The sequence below is a fragment of the Psychrobacter fulvigenes genome (genome assembly GCF_904846155.1).
Classification (GTDB): domain Bacteria; phylum Pseudomonadota; class Gammaproteobacteria; order Pseudomonadales; family Moraxellaceae; genus Psychrobacter; species Psychrobacter fulvigenes.
The window spans coordinates 822,581-840,334 of sequence record NZ_CAJGZP010000001.1 but is presented as its reverse complement, the minus strand read 5'-3'; the positions used below and the strand labels follow the sequence as shown (position 1 = coordinate 840,334).

Below are 17,754 nucleotides of genomic sequence, written 5' to 3'. Positions count from 1 at the left end.
CAAAGCCTTAAGCAATGTGTTCTAAAAAGGCTTTGTCGCGTGCTTTAAAAGATAAATACAATACGGGCAGCACAAACACCCCGACCGCCCAAAAGCTGAGCTTAATATATAGCAAAGCACCCACCAGTGCGCCTATCAAAAAACTCAATACCAAGGCCGAGCTATGTCCCAGATCATTGGCGTTTTTGGCGCTGCGATTGACCAAGTAATCGGTAAGATTAATCCCCAATTGCGTGGTATTACCGGTCATCAGCACCGTCGGGCTCATGTGTTTAATCACCGTTTTACTGGCCGTATTACGAATCGCCAGCGCAATCAAACCTAGGCCACCAGTGATGGCCACGGTGATATCTCCAGCATCAATAAAGGGTTGAAAGTATAAGCCCACGACCATAAAGGCCGTCAAAAATACCGCTTCAGCTAAGAACAGATGGCTCAGTATCAAGTGCTGCTTTTTACTTTTGTCGATGAATACCTTGGTCACCATGACGGTCAAGATAAACAGCGGTAAGGCAGCAAGCTTAATCCACAGACCGTCCTCCCCTTTAACCAGCCCACTACCCGCCATCACCAAGTTACCCGTGACATGCGCGGTAAAGAAACCAAATAAAGTGATAAAACCAATGGTATCAATGGCACCGCCAACGACCGTCAGCAACACAGGCGTCTGATAACGCTGCCAAAAGCTCAACTGCGTTGACTGACTGTCATTTGGATTATTACTCTGTTCAGAGTTGTGCTGTTGTACGGAGCTATTAGAATTAGGCACCTGTGTTTCCCACAAACTCTACCAATTCATCGACAAATCTTTGCAAGTATTTTTGCGTTCTCTCACTGCTGACACCCTGTTCATCCAAGCTTTCAGTCGCTCGGCTTAGATTTATCTCAGGGTTAATTATCATTTGCGCAGAGAGCATTTGCATACTTTTACGCACATCAAGCCCGCTATTAATGCCGCCGAAACTGCCCGGTGATGCCGTCACTAACGCTACTTTTTTGCCCGTCCACACACTCTCTTTAAAAGGCCTAGAAGCGATATCGACCACGTTTTTTAGGGCGGCTGGCATGGTACGATTGTGCTCTGGTGTGACAATCAGTACCGCATCAGCCGCTTTTAGTTGCGCACGTACACGCTCATAACTGTCGATCGTCGTATCATCGTAGTCTTGATTATAAAGCGGCAAATCTGCGATATTGACCTCTGATACCCTGATGCTATTCGGTATTTGTGACACGATGTGCTCTGCAAATTTGCGATTGATCGACGCTTTGCGCAAACTACCGATGATTAGGGCAATATTCGTTGATGCGGTCATAGTCACTCCTTGTTAGTGAGGATGTATTCAGGCGTTAATCAAGCGTCATTATGACGATATTTTTGACGTATTGCGATTATCTATGGCATAAGCCCCTGCGCCATGAGCAAATATCAGTAAAAACCCACCTGCCATTGCAATGTTTTTCATAAAGTTATTCATCTCTGAAGCATCTGCCAAAAAGTTATGGAATAAAATAGCAGATACGATATTGAAGCCAACAAATAGCAATGCAACCAACCGCGCCTTAAAGCCGATAAGAATAGCGATACCACCAAACAACTCAAGCACAATGACTAAAGGTAGCATAAATCCTGGTACGCCCATGGCTTCCATATAACCTTGGGTCGCAGCGTAGCCACCAATCTTATTAAGCCCTGACACAATAAAAATCAGTGATAGAAACACACGACCAACTAGGGCACTAAGCGCTTGTAACTTGTTCATAAGTATTCTCCAAAAAAGGTTTGAATAAGCGGGCAATCAAATTATGGCGCTATTATATTCGTTGACTGTGCTTCAATAAACAGCAATAATTACAATTAATAGTTCTATTATAAGCAACAATGAGTCAGCTATACCGCAGCAGTGATATCGGCAGGTCAGTATAAAAAGCAATCGTAAAAATCAGCAAAGGAGCAGCCAATATGGGGCAATTAGAAGACATGGCAATGTTTGTACGTATTGTCGATGCAGGTAGCATTACCAAAGCCGCTGAGCAACTCAATATCGCCAAATCTGCCGTGAGCAGGCGGCTAAAGGATTTGGAAACACGCTTGGGCAGTCAATTAATCAACCGTACCACCCGTCAATCCAACTTAACCGAAGCGGGTGAGCAATACTATCAGCGGGCAAACAGCATCTTGAATGACGTAGATGAGTTAAATGAACAAACCAGCGGCACCCCCACTCGTATCGAAGGCACGCTGAAGATGACGGCACCGCTGTCGTTCGGTCTGATGCACCTCGGTGAAGTGATTGATGAGTATGCCCTTTTGCATCCGCACTTGAACTTTGAGCTGGACTTCTCCGATCGGCACGTTGACTTGGTAGAAGAAGGTTATGAGCTGGCCATTCGTATCAGAGAGCTGCAAGACTTGAGCTATCAAGCCAAACGCTTAGCGCTGATTCGTTACGCGCTCTGTGCCAGCCCTGAGTACCTAAGTAAGAATGGCACACCGAGCACACTGGCAGAGTTAGAGGAACATGAGTTTTTGCAGTATGGTCTTAGCAAGACAAGCAATCTAGAATTGATAGATGACCAAGGAAAAAAGCATAACCACACGATAAACGCCAAAATCAAAGCCACCAATGGCGAGTTCTTAGTCGATATGGCGGTCAAAGGCCATGGCATTATCTTTATACCGACTTTCATAGCTTATCAAGAGATAGCACGTGGTGAGCTGGTACCCATACTTGAGCAGTATCAACTGCCCACCTTAAACGCTTATGCCGTCTATCCAAAAAATCGTTTTTTATCGCAGCGCTGCCGCTATCTGATTGATTTTATTGCTGAGCGTTTTGGTGATAATCCCTACTGGGATCAGCTTGATTAGGCCTTTTTTAGAATACTGTTTTTAAAAAACTAAAGAGTACTCTAAAGCGACTACCAAGCTTAAAACAATATTGCTACTATCGTTTAAGCCCTATTTACGCTGATAGTTAGATGACCTCATTCATCTGTCAAGTAGCCTATCAATCGAGCATTAAGGCAATCAGCAAGGCAACCATTAAGGCAACAACTAGGGCGTGTCCTCAATCTGAACGATTGCATCTAAATGGACTAAAAATGGCTAAATTTTGCCAAACGGCGTCAAATAACTGGCTAGTATCCCGATATTATCTGCGTTATTTTCCTTGTTTGACTTCAATTTATCTCATTTTTATCATCATTTTCAAAATGAGGACACGCCCTAAAACTCTCTAAAAACCTCCATCAATCATAAGGAAATGCATTATGGATTTGCAAGCACTAGGCATGAAAGCCATTCATGAGTTTGATGACATTCGTCAAAGCCCGTTACCCCAAAAGCGTCTAAAGGCAGCACGCACGCAAGCCGAGACATTCAGAGAGCGCTTTATGAATGAGCCGTGTGTGCCGTTTTATCAAAGCGCCAATATGGTCAGAGTGCCCTACCCAACGTGGTACGCTTACAGCGGGGTTTATACCCAAAGCACCTATAAATTTCCCTACTTACACATTCTAAATCGTCTCTTTATCATTCAGTATCATGATTTTTTGGGCGAATTAAAGACGTTGCTATTCTCTCCCTCTGACATTGATGCTGACCGTGAGACGCCATTTTTTAAGCGTTTGACGGACAAAATGCCAAACTGGTCGCCGCTTGAGAGCGTGGTCGCCCCCGTCATGCAAGATGTGACTGAAGCCATTGCCAAAGCAGGACTGACGCCAGAAGACATTGACTATATTAGCTATGATCATTTGCACACCCAAGACATACGCCGCTGGCTCGGTACCAGCACTGCTACGACAGACAAGCCCGCCTACTTCCCCAATGCCAAGCTGCTCATTCACGAGCAAGAATGGCTCAGTACAACTTCGTTATTGCCAGTACAAGCAGACTGGTACTGCCCCAACGGTATCGAAGGTGTTGATCCTGATAAAGTGATTAAGTTTACTGGCAGCATCCAGTTAGGTGAAGGGTTGGCGCTGGTACATACCCCAGGTCATACCGAGGGCAATCACTCCTTAGTTGCGCGCGTACCAGACGGCATCAGAGTGACTTCTGAGAATGGCGTAGGCGCAGATGCTTATGCGCCGATGAACTCAAAAGTTAACGCCATCCGTCGTTATGCTAAAGAGACAGGTATGGAGGTCATCTTAAATGGCAATACTCTCGAAGGCAGTAATGACCAATATATCTCTATGGTCGTTGAAAAAACCATCGCTGGCCCCTCAAGCAACCCTGATTTCCCCAATTGCGCGTCGAGCAGTGAAGCCACGCCTTATTGGCTGATTCCTGGTCACAAAGTCAGCCACTTAATCGGAGAAGCCAAGTTTGGTTCATTACAAACAGGCTCAGCACAAAAGGTAGGTGGCTAATGGGGTATTTTTCTAAAAAGACCGTTTATATCACGGGTGCCGCCTCAGGTATTGGGCTTGAGACCGCCAAGCAGCTTATCAAACAAGGCTCTAACCTTGTGCTGTTTGATGTACAAGCGCTTGATGAGGTCGTATCGACCCTACAAGCCATGAATAAACACGATGCGTCGATTGCCAGCTATGATTTGGACGTGACCGATGCTGGTAAGACCACCAAGCAAATCGCTGCGGCTGCAAGCGACTTATCGCCAGATATCTTGATGCACTTCGTTGGAATTACAGTGCCTTGGACATTTGATGACATGAGTCAAGAGCAGTTTGAGCGGGTGATGAACATCAACTTATTTGGGACGCGCAATGTACTGGCGGCCGTGCGACCGTTTTTGTCACGTGGCAAACAGGTAATGGTGACCGCTTCCATGTCTTCGTTTACTGGTAGCTATGGCTACAGCTCTTATAGTGCGTCGAAGTTTGCCATCTGGGGCATGATGCAGTCGATAAGTTTTGAATGGAAACCATTGGGTATTGATATCACCGTCTTTGCGCCGCCACCGATAGACACGCCACTCACCCAATCTGAAGTCGGAGTGATGTCCAAAGCGGGGGTCGGCATGAAAAAACTGGCCGGTGAGCTAAAGATTGAGGAAGCCGTCAAATCCATGCTAAAAGGCGTAGAAAACCGCGAGTTTTTGGTCGTACCTGGAGTAATGGCAAATTTAATCAGGCTACAATTGCGCTTTTTCCCAGTCAAATGGGTGAACTGGATAGGCAATACTGCGGTAGCCCTGTCTATGAAAAAATAAAGCATGAGAAAGTAAGGCATAAAAGTAAGCCACGAGAAAACAAGCTATGTTGACTAAAGCTTAAGATTGGCTACAGTAACCAAAAGATAACGGAAACACACATTTCTTGATATAATCTGGCATCAAATAGGGTGAGTATTTGCTAAACTAAGTGGCTTGTTGTATAAGACATGCTTAACAATTTGATTCGATTGTTCATTCACTGTACTTTTTACTTACTGCACTTTTTAATTACTGTATAAGGATTATTTACCATGGCTCTATCAAAAAACGCTTTTCTTAAAAAAACAAATCGCGCCATCGCTATTGCCGCTATTAGCGGATTGGGTATGCTGAGTGCTGTAGGTCACGCTGCTACCTATGAGATTGATCCTCATCATACAGCCGCACGCTTTACGGTAGATCACTTTGGCACCTCTACCAACGCAGGCGGTTTTTATAATTTATCAGGGACTCTTGAATACGCTCCTGAAGATAAAAAAGGCTTTATAGGCATCACCATTCCTATGGGCAGCTTGAGCACAGGGATTAAAACCTTTGATAAACACCTCAGATCTGCTGACTTTTTTAATGTCGAAAAGTATCCAACCGCTTACTTCAAGTCAACTGAATGGCAGTTTGACGGCGATAAAGTCAAATCTGTCAAAGGTGACTTGACCCTACTTGATGAAACTCATCCTGTCACTTTAACAGCCACCAAGTTCGGCTGCTACGACAGCCCTGTACTCGGTACTGAGGCTTGTGGTGGTGACTTCGAAACCACTATCGACAGAACTAAGTGGGGTATCGATACCTTTACAGATGGCGGTATCATGAAAGACGTCAAACTGGTCATTCAGGTAGAAGCCAGTGTAAAAGACGACAGTAAATAACGGTATCTGTTGGTCCTGAAAAACTAAGTTATAAGTTAGAGGTACCCTATCTAACTGACGCAAAAAGCGCTACTTAAAAGTGGCGCTTTTTGTTTTCTTGACCTTTTTGTTTGCTGCCCTATGTTTTAAAATACCCTGTACTTTAAACTATCTAGTCATCTGATCTTTATTAAAGCCTGCCGGAAAACACCACATGATTGCTCTGCCTACCGTCAAAAAAATCCAAGCGCGAGATACGTACGAGCCAAACCGCACCTCAACCACACTTGAGCTATTGTTTGATTTGGTCTATGTCATTGCGGTCTCTGCAGCGGCAAGCGGCTTTCATCAGCGCTTAAGTGAGCATGATTTTTCAGGTTTTTTGACCTTTATCGTGGCATTTTTTATTTTGTGGAATGCGTGGACCAGCTTTACTTGGTTTGCCTCAGGCTATGATCCTGACGACTGGTATTATCGTCTGTCGGTCATGATGCAGATGTTTGGCTCCCTGATGATAGCGGCCAATATCAATCAGTTTTTTGAACAAGGGCTGACATGGGTTGGGGTGACGGGTTACGCTATTATGCGTCTGGCCAGCTGCAGTCAATGGTGGCGAGTATATCGGCAGGTGCCAGGGCATCAAAAGATCGCTAAACGCAGTATTTTCGGGCTATTGACCTTGCAGGCTATATGGATAAGTTGGTTATTTTTACCAACTTCCCTACAGACTCCTGCCTTATTTTTATTTATTTCCGCTGAGCTATTGATGCCGCTGTGGGCACGCACAGAGCAATTTAATAACTGGCACCCTCAGCATATCGCTGAGCGTTATGGTCTGTTGACCATTATTGTACTGGGTGAGGGTGTACTGGGTGTGAGTAATACTATTCATCACTTTATGGTCAACTCCATCTATCCAGCCAACGCCATTATCTTGCTAGGCTCAAGCTTAGTAGCTTTGTTGTTTGCCTTATGGTGGCTATATTTCACCATTCCTTTTGATACTATCTTGGCCAATCAACGCCGCCGCCATGATTTGTTTTTATTTGGCTATGGACACTTTTTTGTGTTCGCATCGCTAGCAGGCCTCGGCAGTGCGCTTAACTTGGTTGCCGACGCCGTTGATACTGACGTTGCTAAGCAAGCGGTCTTGCAGCCCTACGCAATGGGCTTGCTGATGGCGATGTTGCTCGCGTTTTTGCTCACCTTAACCGCCCTGCGCTCGCTGATTTGCCGCAAGTCCAGCCATAATATCCTTGCTATGACCATCGCAGCCGCACTCATTGGCTTTAGTTATATCGCTGTCGTACTGGGCTTGCCGATTACCTATGGCGTTTGGCTGAGCATCCTAGCCCCTGTGGTGATGATTGGTTATTTTACTCAAGACAATAAGCACTGGTTGGCATAAAAAGCACTTAGCCTATTAGGGCATGCTACGGGTATAAATTTTCCTTGCTTGCTGTGCGACTTCGTCACTCCAGAGGCTGCAAAAAATTCATCCCCGTAGCACTGTGTTTATTTTATAGTAGATCGACTGCATAAAACAAAAAAAAGCGCATACCACCTTAGCGGTCATATGCACTTCATTTAAAAACCAGTCACGAAAAGCCATCTTTAGCTTTTATCAGCACGCTCATCACTGGCGGTCTTAATCTTCATCAAGATGTCTTTGATTTTTGATGCTTGCATATAGGTCGGAACGGCGTAGGTATCGCTGACTTCTTTGGCGGCGGCTTTTGCGATGCTGTCAAAGTCGCTTTCTTGCATGCCTTTAACCGTCGGATCAATGCCTACTGTCTCTAGCAGCTCTCGCACTTGCGCGATCAGATGGTCTGCTAACTCACCATCACTACTACCCGCTTGCCCCGTTTTCACAAGACCAATCTTTTTTGCCAAAGTTGCCAGTCTCTTTTCACTTGATTTGCGGTTTAGATCAAGGATATAAGGCAACACAATGGCATTGGCACGACCATGAGGAATACTATAATGTGCGCCTAACTGGTGCGCGATGGCGTGGACATAGCCAAGACCCGCTTTGTTAAAAGCAATGCCACCATAGTGCGCCGCCACGCCCATCTCTTGTCTTGCTTTAAGATCATCACCATTCTTGTAGGCAGTCGGTAGATATTGCATCACCGCTTTGGCAGCAGAGGCAGCGTAATAATCTGTCTCAGCACCAGCGTTTACGCTCATCCATGCCTCTAGCGCATGGGTGAGCACGTCGATACCCGTATCGGCTGTAATGTGGGCAGGCATGCCTTTCATGATGTTTGGATCAATGGCCGCTGCCAGTGACACCATCTTGGGATCGATAGCGATTTCTTTTTGATGGGTTTTATCATCTGATACCACAGCGCCAATCGTTGCTTCTGATCCTGTGCCTGCTGTGGTAGGAATACAATATAAAGGCACAGACGGCTTTCTGGCTTTAAACAGTCCGATAAGCTGCTTCGGCTGACACTTATTGCCTTGAGCCATCGCAATCATTTTGGCGGCATCAATCACCGAGCCGCCACCAATCGCGAGTACTGCATCACAGCCTGCATTGACAGATTCACTCAGCCCATCATTGACCACTTCAAAAGTAGGGTCTGGAGTAATGCCATCATAAACGTGATAGCGAATATTATTTTTATCTAAGTAGTCGGTCACTTTTGAGGGGACGCCCAGCTTGTTTAGTACCGCATCAGTGACGATGAATACATTGCTAGCGCCTTCATTGATGATCATGTCACACAGCTCATCACAAGCATTTTCGCCGACGAATAACAAAGGTCGCGGCATAGGAATGACAAGTGAGAACACCTTGAGTACCTTTGCACGAGTCTTAGCAACGGCTAAGTAGCCTGCATGATGCAAAGTGTCATTGTTCATTAATTTAGCAATACTGGTCGGGTTATTTATGAGCATAGAAAATCCTTTTTGATGAGGCTTTTTAGGGCAATAAAAACAGTCTTATGGCCTATCTACCAGAGCTGTCAAAAATATTAAAAAACCATAGTAAAATAATAGCGACTGTGTGAAGCAAGCGCTGACAAGCGTTTCGGCAGATAAAAGCATTGGCTACTGATATAGTCTTATTGTGCCATTAAAGTTTTTGGTATGTCGCTATTACTAATGACTGATGTGTTCTCATAAAATAGCCATTTTATGATGACCATAAAAAAGCAGCCCTCTAAAATTTAGAGTGCTGCTTTATACTTTCTAACAATGCCAAACCTTCTAAGAAGAAAGATTAAAAATAATCATTCAGTAATTAACCACTAAGTAATTAACTACTATGAGTGGCAATCCAGTTTTGCATTTGCTCAATTTCAGCTTTCTGTGCAGCGATAACTTCTTCTGCCAATTTACGCATTTCTGCATCTTTACCGTATTTAAGCTGTACTTCTGCCATATCGATCGCCCCAACGTGATGTGGCAACATACCGCGAGCAAATGCCATATCAGGGTTAGGATCAGCGATACCAGCCATCATATCATCATGCATTGCATCCATGCCGTCAGCATAAGCTTGTTGCATGGCTGCAGTATCAGCCGTTGGTTCAGCAGCATCAGGGTTGCTGGCAAGCCAAGTCTGCATCTGCTCAATCTCAGCTTTTTGCGCATCTATGATTTCTTGTGCGAGCTGACGCATCTCGGCATCAGTGCCATACTTTAGCTGAATCTCTGCCATGTCGACGGCACCGATGTGATGACCGAGCATGCCTTGAGCAAAGGCAGCATCAGGATCATTGTATCCCATGCCAACCATCATCTCATCATGCATCACCGTCATGGAGTCATTGTACTCTTTATGCATGGCTGTCATCGACCCACTTGTCATATCATGACTGGCATGCGCATCTGTAGCAGCATTATCCGCTGCTGCCACGTTTTCGGTTGTAGTGGCTGTTGTTGTACTTGCATCGGTGGTCTCAACTGCATCGTTGGCAGACTGACAAGCGCTAAGCATGAGTGCCGCACTGATGCTGACAGTAAGAACGACGAGACATGAATTTTTTAGGGTTTTCATGGTACATCCTTAATTTTTAATTAATAGAGTTAGTTACTAAATTCAGTTATTATGTTTAACCGTAATAGCTCAAAGAAAAACCGACAAATCGATTAAGATTGGTCAGCTTAGGAAAAAATTCATTCAATTTGTTATGTATTAAAAGTTCTTGAAAGTTAAAAGCTCTTAAAAGCAAGGCTTTAAGGTGACTACTCTAGCTCATCAATCAACGATTGCATCTCCTTTATTTACGATTTTCCACTCTGGAATCTAGAGCTCCAAACGACTCAATCTCAGCGCGTTACCAATCACCGATACTGACGACAAGCTCATAGCTGCCGCTGCTATCATAGGACTAAGAAGAAGCCCAAATACGGGATAGAGCACACCTGCGGCAATTGGAACACCAAGCGCATTGTAAATGAAGGCGAAGAACAGGTTCTGTCTGATATTGCGCATAGTTGCGTGGCTAAGCTTATAGGCTTTGGCAATACCCATCAAATCACCTTTTAGTAGGGTAATCCCTGCACTCTCCATTGCTACATCAGTGCCGGTACCCATAGCGATACCAACATTCGCTTGCGCTAGTGCGGGCGCGTCGTTAATACCGTCACCTGCCATAGCGACCAATTTACCGCTGTCTTGCATCTCTTTAACGATGCGGTTTTTGTCCTCTGGCGAGACGTCGGCATGGACTTCATCGATACCTAATTTATTGGCGACTGCCTGCGCGGTTTTTTCGTTATCGCCCGTTAGCATAACGACTTTTAGTCCCGCGTCATGAAGCAGTGAAATAGCTTCTTTGGTGCTTGGTTTAATAGGATCAGCAACTGAAATAATACCAACAGCTTTACTATCTATAGCCACGAACATTACCGTTTCACCGTCCTTTCTACGGACGTCGGCTTTAGTAGATAAATCCTGATCGAAGCTGTTTAAACTCTCCATAAGCTTTGAGTTACCGATAGCGACCTGTTTACCATTGACCACGGCCTGTACGCCTTCACCGGTAGTCGAATTAAAGTCTTGAGCTTTAGGAATAATGAGTGATCTATCTTGCGCGGCTCTCACGATAGCTTCTGCTAAAGGATGCTCGCTGGCGCTTTCTACGGCAGCTACTAGCGCGAGGAACTCGTCCTCATCTTGACCTGCCAGCGCATCAATCGCAGTCAGTTCAGGTTTACCCGCGGTTAGTGTGCCGGTTTTATCGACAACAATAGTATCGACTTTTTCCATCGTCTCAAGCGCTTCAGCGTTTTTGATGAGGACGCCATTTTGCGCGCCTTTACCCGTACCAACCATGATTGACATTGGCGTGGCAAGTCCGAGCGCACAAGGACAAGCGATAATGAGTACCGCGATAGCGTTGACCAGTGCATAGGCCATAGCCGGCTCAGGTCCAAATGTCGCCCACACAATAAAGGTTATGATGGAGGTGACAATCACAATGGGCACAAACCAGCCAGCCACCTGATCCACCAACCGCTGGATAGGGGCTCGGCTACGCTGGGCCTCGGCGACCATTTGCACAATTTTGGATAATACCGAATCTGCTCCGACATTGACCGCTTCGACCAATAGCGTGCCAGTACCATTCACCGTACCGCCAGTGACTGTATCTCCTGCTACTTTTGAGGCTGGAATAGGCTCACCCGTAACCATTGATTCGTCAACATTACTATTGCCATCGATGACCGTACCATCTACTGGTAACTTCTCACCGGGTCTGACCCGTAGCTGATCACCACTGACGACCTCATCAAGTGAGACTTCGACTTCGTTGCCATTTTCATCGACACGTCTTGCGGTTGGTGGTGCGAGCTCAAGTAACGCTCGAATCGCACCTGAAGTTTGACTTCTAGCTTTGAGCTCTAATACCTGACCCAACAGTACTAAGGTTACAATGACAGCTGCCGCTTCGTAATACACACCGACTTGACCATTAGCGTCTCTGAAGCTGTCTGGAAAAATATTAGGAAAAAAGGTCGCGACAATACTAAAAATATAAGCAGCACCGACGCCTAGCGCAATCAAGGTAAACATGTTGAGATTGCGGCTTTTGATAGACTGCCAGCCTCGAACGAAGAAAGGTGCGGCGCCCCAAAGTACAACCGGAGTAGCGAGCACTAATTGTATTATTTGACCGAGCTGACCCGAAAGATCCAGTGATCCAATCTGATCAAAGTTAAGACCGACCATCTCGCCCATGGCATAAATAAATAGCGGCAGGGTCAGCAGGGTACAAATCCAAAACCGACGAGTCATGTCGTCAAGCTCTTCGGTATCTTCTTCACCTGCTGTGATGGTTTCAGGCTCAAGCGCCATACCGCATAGCGGGCAACCACTATTTCTGACATCCCTAACTTCAGGGTGCATCGGGCAAGTATAAACCGTGCCATCATAATCATCAGGCACTCTGTCGTATTTGCCACCTTTGACGGGTTTTATGTCACCGCCTTCGGTATCTCCGTGACAGTGGGTATGGTCATGCTGGTCTGAATTAGCGACCTTATCTTCAGGTTGTAAAAACATACCGCATATCGGACAACCGCTATCCTCAACATCTCTGACTTCAGGATGCATGGGACAGACATAGACCGTACCGTTATAATTTTCCGGTACTTTATCGTATTTACTTCCTTTGATAGACTTTACCTCAGCACTATTATTAGTAGCATCCGCTCTGTGACCATGCGCATGACTGTCTTCATTGCCTTTGGAGTCAGTGACCTCTTTAACAACTTCGTATTCTTTAACAACTTCGTCTTCAGGTTTGAGTGCCATGTTGCATATTGGACAGCCACTATCTTCAATATCCCTAACCTCAGGATGCATCGGGCAGGTATAGATTGTGCCATTATAGCCAACAGGTACTTTATCGTACTGTCCACCTTCTATAGACTTTGTATCGTCAATATGTTTCATAAAACCACTCCTTGAAGACCCTGAGTAGAGATTTTGAATCAGTTATATCAACCGCTGATAGCCGTTGTCTCTACTCTTGCTTTACATGCCTAACAACTTAGTTAAGCATAAGACTTAGTCTGGTTTACGCAGATATTTGATCAGCGACATAATAATTAATATCAGTACCGCAAAAACCAGTACCGTAAACAATAGGGAGACAATAGATCCTCCCCAACCCATACCATGCATTGATCCATTCGTCATACCGTGCATAGGCGCGTTCATCATACCGTGCATCATAATAACCATTACAAGGACTCCTTATTTGTTATTTCCTTAGTATAAGTAATGATATGTGCTAGTGTGTGAACGTACACCTCTCAATAGTCTGCTTACTTAATAACGCCTAATACAAAGTGCTCAAAATTTGTGACTGCCTATTCCAACTCATCAATAAGTGCTTGCATCTCACCGATTTCACGCTTTTGTGCTTCGATAATGTCATCAGCAAGCTGACGTACACGTGGATCTTCGATATCAGCACGCGAACTGGTCAAAATAGCAATCGAGTGATGCGGTATCATCGCCTGCATCCAATCCACTTGATCTACCGTTTGTTGTGATCTAACGCCCCATAAACCAAAGGCAAATAGCACGACACTAATCCCATAAACCATTAGATTGACCTTAGTCTTTTTATACATATTGGTCATAAAGGCGAGCATAATAATAGCCATCATAGCGCCCATATATAACGCCATATAAGCTCTGGTTTCGCTAAAATAAACATGATCCCATTGATAAGTATTAAAATACATCATGATAAACATCACGACTGTCGATGTTAAAATCATGATTGTGAACTTTACATAAGGGTTCATTTGCTTCTGTTTATTATCCATATGGTTATTCATATTCTTGTCCTTAATTTAGTAAAAAGGCACCTAAATAAAGAGGTGCCTTTTTTTAGAGCTAGTGTTATAAACTGTTGTTACTTACATGGTTAACACTAGAACCAAAATTTCACACCAGCTGTAACGCTACTAGAATCAACAGCTTCGTCTTCTTGACGTCGCAAATCTCTTGCGTTGCCTAAAGCGGTCTCATAGCTGATACCCACATAAGGCGCGAGCTGACGACTTAACATCTCGTAAGTAAGCCTAACGTCAGCCCCAAACTCATTAAAGCCTTTAGTAATATGGTTATCTGTATCATCTTTGCTAAATGCCGTCAGCTCTACTTCTGGAATCACTACCCAATGTTGATCTAAGCGCCACTCATACTCCGCACCTAGATCTAGACGAACTTGCCCATCAGTATATAAATAAGCTCTAGCATCGGTTTCGATGAAGTAAGGTGCAGTGCCTGCAATACCAGCCATCACGGCAGATTTATCATTTTCGGTATCATAAGCAACACCGGCTTCCCCATTCCAAAAAATACTAAGTGGCTTCCAGTAAGATAGTGAGGTTAAGCTATCAATTTCTTTATCATCTTTAGTTTGGATACTACCTTCGCTACGTAGCGTTACGCGGTTGCTGTCTGTACCGTACCACGTATCAAACTCATAATTGATTTGATCATCGTCAAATTGATAGCCCAAATCGTCTACTGATACGCCCCATAACGGTAAGCTACCCATCATCACAGGCTTACCAAAGCGACCATAGGGAACACCGTTCGAGTAGTCAGGGCTTCGAGCATCGGCTGGTGCTTCGCCACCTTGCATTCCTGACATGTCCATACTGCCATGATCCATGCCCGACATATCCATGCCACTATGATCCATACCTGACATATCGCCCGACATATCCATGCCACTATGATCCATATCTGACATGTCACCTGACATATCCATACCACTGTGATCCATATCCGACATATCGCCTGACATATCCATACCACTATGATCCATATCCGACATATCGCCTGACATATCCATGCCACTATGGTCCATATCTGACATATTGCCCGACATATCCATGCTGCTGTGATCCATATCTGACATATCCATACCAGACATGTCCATACTGCCATGATCCATGTTCGACATCTCAGCAGCGTTTGCTAAAGGTGACATTAGTAGCATCAAAGATGACATGCCAATAAACGGTAGACCTACTTTATATATTTTCATAATAAGGCTCATATTCGAAGGTTTATTAAACAACGGCAACTTCTCTAAACATCCCTGCTTCCATGTGATAGAGCAAGTGGCAATGCCATGCCCATCTGCCAGCTTCTCCGGTGACATCAAAGCTTATCTTTTGTGCAGGCTGTACCATTATCGTATGCTTACGTACTTGAAACTCACCTGAAGGCATCCGCAGATCGCTCCACATACCATGCAAATGCATGGGATGATTCATCATGGTGTCATTGACTAAGGTAATACGTACGCGCTCGTTGGGCTTAATATTGACCGGTGCGGCATCTTTGAACATAACCCCGTCTAGAGCCCAAATATAGCGCTCCATGTTTCCCGTCAGATGTATTTCAATCTCTCTGGTGGGTTTGCGCTGCTCTGCCATTATCTCATCGCCGACAGAGCGCAACTGACTATAATTCAAAACCTTTCTATCAATGTTACGTAGATTAATACCAGGGTCATCAAGGTTCATACGCGGACTGTCCACACGCATATCAGACTTAAAGTCATATTCTGTTTTGGCATGTTTAGCGTTATAGCCATTCGATCCCATGGCGCCCATCATGTCGGCCATCGTCAGCCATTCGATTTTGTCCATAGCAGGTATCGCAGGACGAGCACCTTTTTTGGTAGCAAGCGTTGTCGCAACATAGCCTGACCGATCTATGTTTTGAGCAAATATGGTATGCGCGTCTTTAGTGGGCGTCACGATGACATCATAAGTCTCGGCCACCCCAATACGGAAATCATCGATATCGACGGGACTGACATCAATCCCATCCGTCGCGACGACTTTCATTTTTAGGCCGGGGATGCGTACATCAAATATCGTCTGCGCTGAACCATTAATAAAACGTAGTTTGACAGGCTGTCCAGCCTTGACAAGTTGCGTCCAGTTAGCCGCTGTGGTTTTACCATTCATCAGATAGGTAAAGGTTTTTTCACCAGACAGATCAGTAAAGTCTGTCGGCATCATCCGCATCTGATTCCACATTTTGCGCTTATCAAAAGCAGCTTTTAGATCTGTTGCGGCAATATCGGACAGTAGCTTTTTAAAATCTGGTAAATGATAATTATCAAAGTCTGCGCGTTGCTTTAATAGTTTAACCAAGTTGTGCGGGTCACGGTGCGTCCAATCACTGAGCAAAATGACATGGTCTTCCTCGATAGGATGACGTTCGCGCCCTTTCGGCTCAATGACGATGGCCCCGCGCATACCGGTTTGTTCTTGGAATCCAGTGTGCGAGTGATACCAATAAGTGCCAGATTGTTTCAGCGTAAATTTATACGTAAAGGTGCTATTTGCTGGTATACCATCAAAACTAATGCCGGGCACGCCATCCATCTCAAACGGTACTAGTAGACCATGCCAATGAATAGAGGTCGACTCATTCATTTGGTTATGGACGCGTATCACTACCGTATCGCCCTCGCGCATTTTTAGCGTTGGCGCTGGTAATGAGTCATTAATGAGCGTCGCCGTGCTTGACTTGCCATCAACAATGATGGGTTTTTTGCTGACATAAAGATCAAACTCTTTGCCTGTCAGTATGGGTACTTTATGATCGGGTTTGTCACTGTTAATGACGGCATTTTTTTGATTTGCACCCAACGCACTATTGGCAATGGTTGGTAACGTCGATAGCATAGACGCGCCAAGTAGCGTAGATGACCCTGTCAAAAAACGTCGACGGTTAAGCATGTTTTTATTATTCATAATGATGACCTAACTTAATCCATAAAATGGGAATTGAGTTTGTACCAAACGAGCTACTGTAAACATCAATCAAACTACAATTGCTGTTGCGGCGACTCAACATCAGCATAAACGCTTGTCGTACCGTCTTTATTAATTTGCATAATTTGATACGGCATAAATTGGTTTTGATACTCCATACCAGGGCTACCGACTGGCATACCAGGTACCGCCAGCCCAATGGCATCGCTTGGCGGATTGGCCAAAAACTCAGCCACATACTTAGCAGGGACATGGCCCTCAAATACATACCCATCGGTGGTAACCGCGGTATGGCAAGAGCGCATATCAGTCGGCACACCGTAGCGGTCTTTAAACAATGCCAAATCTGCAACATCATTCGCCGTTGCATTTAGACCATTGTCTTCTGCGTGGCCTATCCACTCTTTACAGCAGCCACAATTGGCATCTTTATAAACAGTGGCTGATACGTTCTTTAATAAGCCTGGATTGATGACCTGAGTATTTGTCATGGTTTGCGTTACTTGTAGAGAGTTTGTCTCAGCAGTGCTAGCATTAGAAGTACTGCCACTAGCCGCATTGATGTCAGACTGTCCGCAAGCTGATAATATGGCAGCGGTTAATAAAATGGCTGACCCTCGAATAAGCTTGGGCATATGACTATCAGATTTCAAAGTAGACTTAGTAGCGAAAGGCATCATGGTCACTTCTCATGAGTTATTTAATATAAAGTCAAATTAGCAGAATGACTCTGACAAGCAGATGACGCCAAGATGACAATTTTGTCATCTTCCAGCGCTGAATATTGCTTTATCATAAATATAGTCGATCCACTATGAAATAAATACAGTGCTACTGGGATGAGTTTTTTGCAGCCTCTGGAGTGACGCAGTCGCACAGCAAGCAAAGAAAACTTATACCAGTAGCACGCTGTAAAAGCTGTACTCTTTTTA

General features: G+C 44.8%; 15 protein-coding genes. 5 read left to right on the top strand and 10 right to left on the bottom strand.

What is annotated here, in order from left to right; translation table 11 throughout:
- Positions 1-7: 7 nt before the first annotated feature.
- From JMX03_RS03700 to JMX03_RS03690, 3 genes are all read right to left on the bottom strand, one after another.
- Positions 8-691 carry a YoaK family protein gene (locus JMX03_RS03700; protein WP_201597776.1) on the bottom strand — a complete coding sequence of 228 codons (684 nt, stop codon included), beginning with the start codon at positions 689-691 and terminating at the stop codon, positions 8-10.
- A gap of 70 nt (positions 692-761) precedes the next feature.
- Positions 762-1,316: an NADPH-dependent FMN reductase gene (locus JMX03_RS03695; RefSeq protein WP_201594557.1), complete on the bottom strand. Its 555-nt coding sequence runs from the start codon at positions 1,314-1,316 to the stop codon at positions 762-764.
- A 48-nt stretch (positions 1,317-1,364) separates the two neighbouring features.
- Entirely contained in the window at positions 1,365-1,763 is a 399-nt protein-coding gene (locus tag JMX03_RS03690; RefSeq protein WP_201594555.1) for a DoxX family protein, read from the bottom strand.
- A 200-nt stretch (positions 1,764-1,963) separates the two neighbouring features.
- On the opposite strand from JMX03_RS03690, the gene JMX03_RS03685 reads away from it, so the two are divergent.
- The 5 genes from JMX03_RS03685 to JMX03_RS03665 all read left to right on the top strand — a co-directional run bounded on the left by JMX03_RS03685 (position 1,964) and on the right by JMX03_RS03665 (position 7,442).
- Positions 1,964-2,872, top strand: a complete 909-nt coding sequence (locus tag JMX03_RS03685; RefSeq protein WP_201594553.1) for a LysR family transcriptional regulator — start codon at positions 1,964-1,966, stop codon at positions 2,870-2,872.
- A 401-nt stretch (positions 2,873-3,273) separates the two neighbouring features.
- Positions 3,274-4,380 carry an MBL fold metallo-hydrolase gene (locus tag JMX03_RS03680; protein ID WP_201594551.1) on the top strand — a complete coding sequence of 369 codons (1,107 nt, stop codon included), beginning with the start codon at positions 3,274-3,276 and terminating at the stop codon, positions 4,378-4,380.
- Positions 4,380-5,183, top strand: a complete 804-nt coding sequence (locus tag JMX03_RS03675; RefSeq protein WP_201594549.1) for an SDR family NAD(P)-dependent oxidoreductase — start codon at positions 4,380-4,382, stop codon at positions 5,181-5,183. The genes JMX03_RS03680 and JMX03_RS03675 overlap by 1 nt, the downstream gene beginning before the upstream one ends.
- Positions 5,184-5,437: 254 nt before the next feature.
- Positions 5,438-6,055, top strand: coding sequence for a YceI family protein (locus JMX03_RS03670; protein ID WP_201594547.1), 618 nt, complete (start codon positions 5,438-5,440; stop codon positions 6,053-6,055).
- 193 nt (positions 6,056-6,248) lie between these two features.
- Positions 6,249-7,442, top strand: coding sequence for a low temperature requirement protein A (locus tag JMX03_RS03665; RefSeq protein ID WP_227695259.1), 1,194 nt, complete (start codon positions 6,249-6,251; stop codon positions 7,440-7,442).
- Between the two features lie 206 nt (positions 7,443-7,648).
- Here the strand turns inward: JMX03_RS03665 and JMX03_RS03660 are convergent, their stop codons facing one another.
- The 7 genes from JMX03_RS03660 to JMX03_RS03630 form a co-directional block, all read right to left on the bottom strand.
- Entirely contained in the window at positions 7,649-8,944 is a 1,296-nt protein-coding gene (locus JMX03_RS03660; protein ID WP_201594545.1) for an iron-containing alcohol dehydrogenase, read from the bottom strand.
- A 361-nt stretch (positions 8,945-9,305) separates the two neighbouring features.
- Positions 9,306-10,049, bottom strand: a complete 744-nt coding sequence (copM, locus tag JMX03_RS03655) for a CopM family metallochaperone (RefSeq protein ID WP_201594543.1) — start codon at positions 10,047-10,049, stop codon at positions 9,306-9,308.
- Positions 10,050-10,298: 249 nt separating this feature from the next.
- Positions 10,299-12,953 carry a copper-transporting P-type ATPase gene (locus JMX03_RS03650; RefSeq protein ID WP_227695257.1) on the bottom strand — a complete coding sequence of 885 codons (2,655 nt, stop codon included), beginning with the start codon at positions 12,951-12,953 and terminating at the stop codon, positions 10,299-10,301.
- A 419-nt stretch (positions 12,954-13,372) separates the two neighbouring features.
- Complete coding sequence (locus JMX03_RS03645) at positions 13,373-13,849, bottom strand: DUF305 domain-containing protein (RefSeq protein ID WP_037059145.1); 477 nt, start codon at positions 13,847-13,849, stop codon at positions 13,373-13,375.
- Positions 13,850-13,944: 95 nt separating this feature from the next.
- Complete coding sequence (locus tag JMX03_RS03640; RefSeq protein WP_058025616.1) at positions 13,945-15,072, bottom strand: copper resistance protein B; 1,128 nt, start codon at positions 15,070-15,072, stop codon at positions 13,945-13,947.
- Between the two features lie 25 nt (positions 15,073-15,097).
- Positions 15,098-16,801 (bottom strand): copper resistance system multicopper oxidase, encoded by a 1,704-nt coding sequence (locus JMX03_RS03635; protein ID WP_201594541.1) that lies wholly within the window; start codon positions 16,799-16,801, stop codon positions 15,098-15,100.
- A 74-nt stretch (positions 16,802-16,875) separates the two neighbouring features.
- Entirely contained in the window at positions 16,876-17,502 is a 627-nt protein-coding gene (locus tag JMX03_RS03630; protein WP_201594539.1) for a DUF411 domain-containing protein, read from the bottom strand.
- Between the last annotated feature and the right edge of the window lie 252 nt (positions 17,503-17,754).